1 protein-coding gene is annotated in these 1,328 nt (G+C 31.8%); it reads right to left on the bottom strand.

Annotated features, from left to right (window positions below):
* Nucleotides 1–359 precede the first annotated feature (359 nt).
* On the bottom strand, nucleotides 360–560 hold the full coding sequence (locus HGB55_RS15000; protein WP_168817881.1) for a hypothetical protein: 201 nt from the start codon (nucleotides 558–560) through the stop codon (nucleotides 360–362).
* Between the last annotated feature and the right edge of the window lie 768 nt (nucleotides 561–1,328).

Consider the following 1,328-nt stretch of genomic DNA (forward strand, 5'->3'; position numbering starts at 1 on the left):
TATCGTTAAGTTTTAATTATTCTTGAATATTTTTCAGTTCAACTCTCACGTTTCAATGAGTTTTTCCGTTTTCATTGCTCATTTCCGTCGTTGTGCTTAATTCTTTCCGTTTCAACTTATAATTCCGCCATTGTGCTAAAATCAGACTTTTCAATGAGTTTTTTATGTTTCAACTTTCTTTTTTCGGATTCATTACTCAAATCTTTCCGTTTTATTTTTTTTAATAGAGTAGAAGTAGTTTTCAAACTTTTTTATCTCAGTAATTTTTTCGGCTCGTGTCTCAGACAGTTTGAGATTTTAAACTCATAAAACTCAAATTAGGAATTTCAGGCTGAAATTCCCCCATTTTACCCAACGGTTTAGGCTATGTTGTCGTTGTGGAAAAATCGGTAAGATTTTTCCGCCATAGCAATTGTGTTAGTAAATATACGAGGATTTTCTGAAAAAGAAAATCCGCCACAATGCAATATAGCCATTGTTAGCATATTTAGCGACACGTTCTGCTGAGCATTGAATTTTTCTATTATCTGAGATTTATCAAACATACTAATTTTTCTCATTTAGCTTTTCTCCGCTATAATTTTACGTTTTACAGGAAAAACTTTGAAATTTCTCAGTTTATTGCAATTATTCATTTTAAAGATATTCGGATTTGTTGCTCAAAATCTTAACCGTTTCAATGCTCAATTCCGGTAGAGTGGAAGTCAATCTTGAATTTTTCAGGTTTGTACATATTTTTCATTAAAAGCCAAATTCATTCCGATTGAATTCTCATTTTGTTTTTGAGTATAAATCACTCAGAATTTTCTCGGTTTAGTACAATTTTTTCAGTAAATCGGATTTGTTGCTCAAAATCTTAACCGTTTCAATGCTCAATTCCGGTAGAGTGGAAGTCAATCTGGAATTTTTCAGGTTTGTACATATTTTTCATTAAAAGCCAAATTCATTCCGATTGAATTCTCATTTTGTTTTTGAGTATAAATCACTCAGAATTTTCTCGGTTTAGTACAATTTTTTCAGTAAAAACTCAATTCTTTCCGCTTTCATTGCTCAAATCTGACCGCTACAATTTTCACTCCGAAATATTGCTAAAAATCATAGTTTTCAATTAACTTTTTCAACTTTAATTTTTCTGACCAAAACTCATTCGAGCTATTTATGCTAACGGGTTAGGCTATGTTGTCGTTGTGGAAAAATCGGCAAGATTTTTCCGCCATAGCGATTATGTTAGTAAATATACGAGGATTTTCTGAAAAAGAAAATCCGCCACAATGCAATATAGCCATTGTTAGCATATTTAGCGACACGTTCTGCTGAGCATTGAATTT

The organism is Lutibacter sp. B1 (assembly GCF_012524075.1).
Taxonomy (GTDB): domain Bacteria; phylum Bacteroidota; class Bacteroidia; order Flavobacteriales; family Flavobacteriaceae; genus Lutibacter.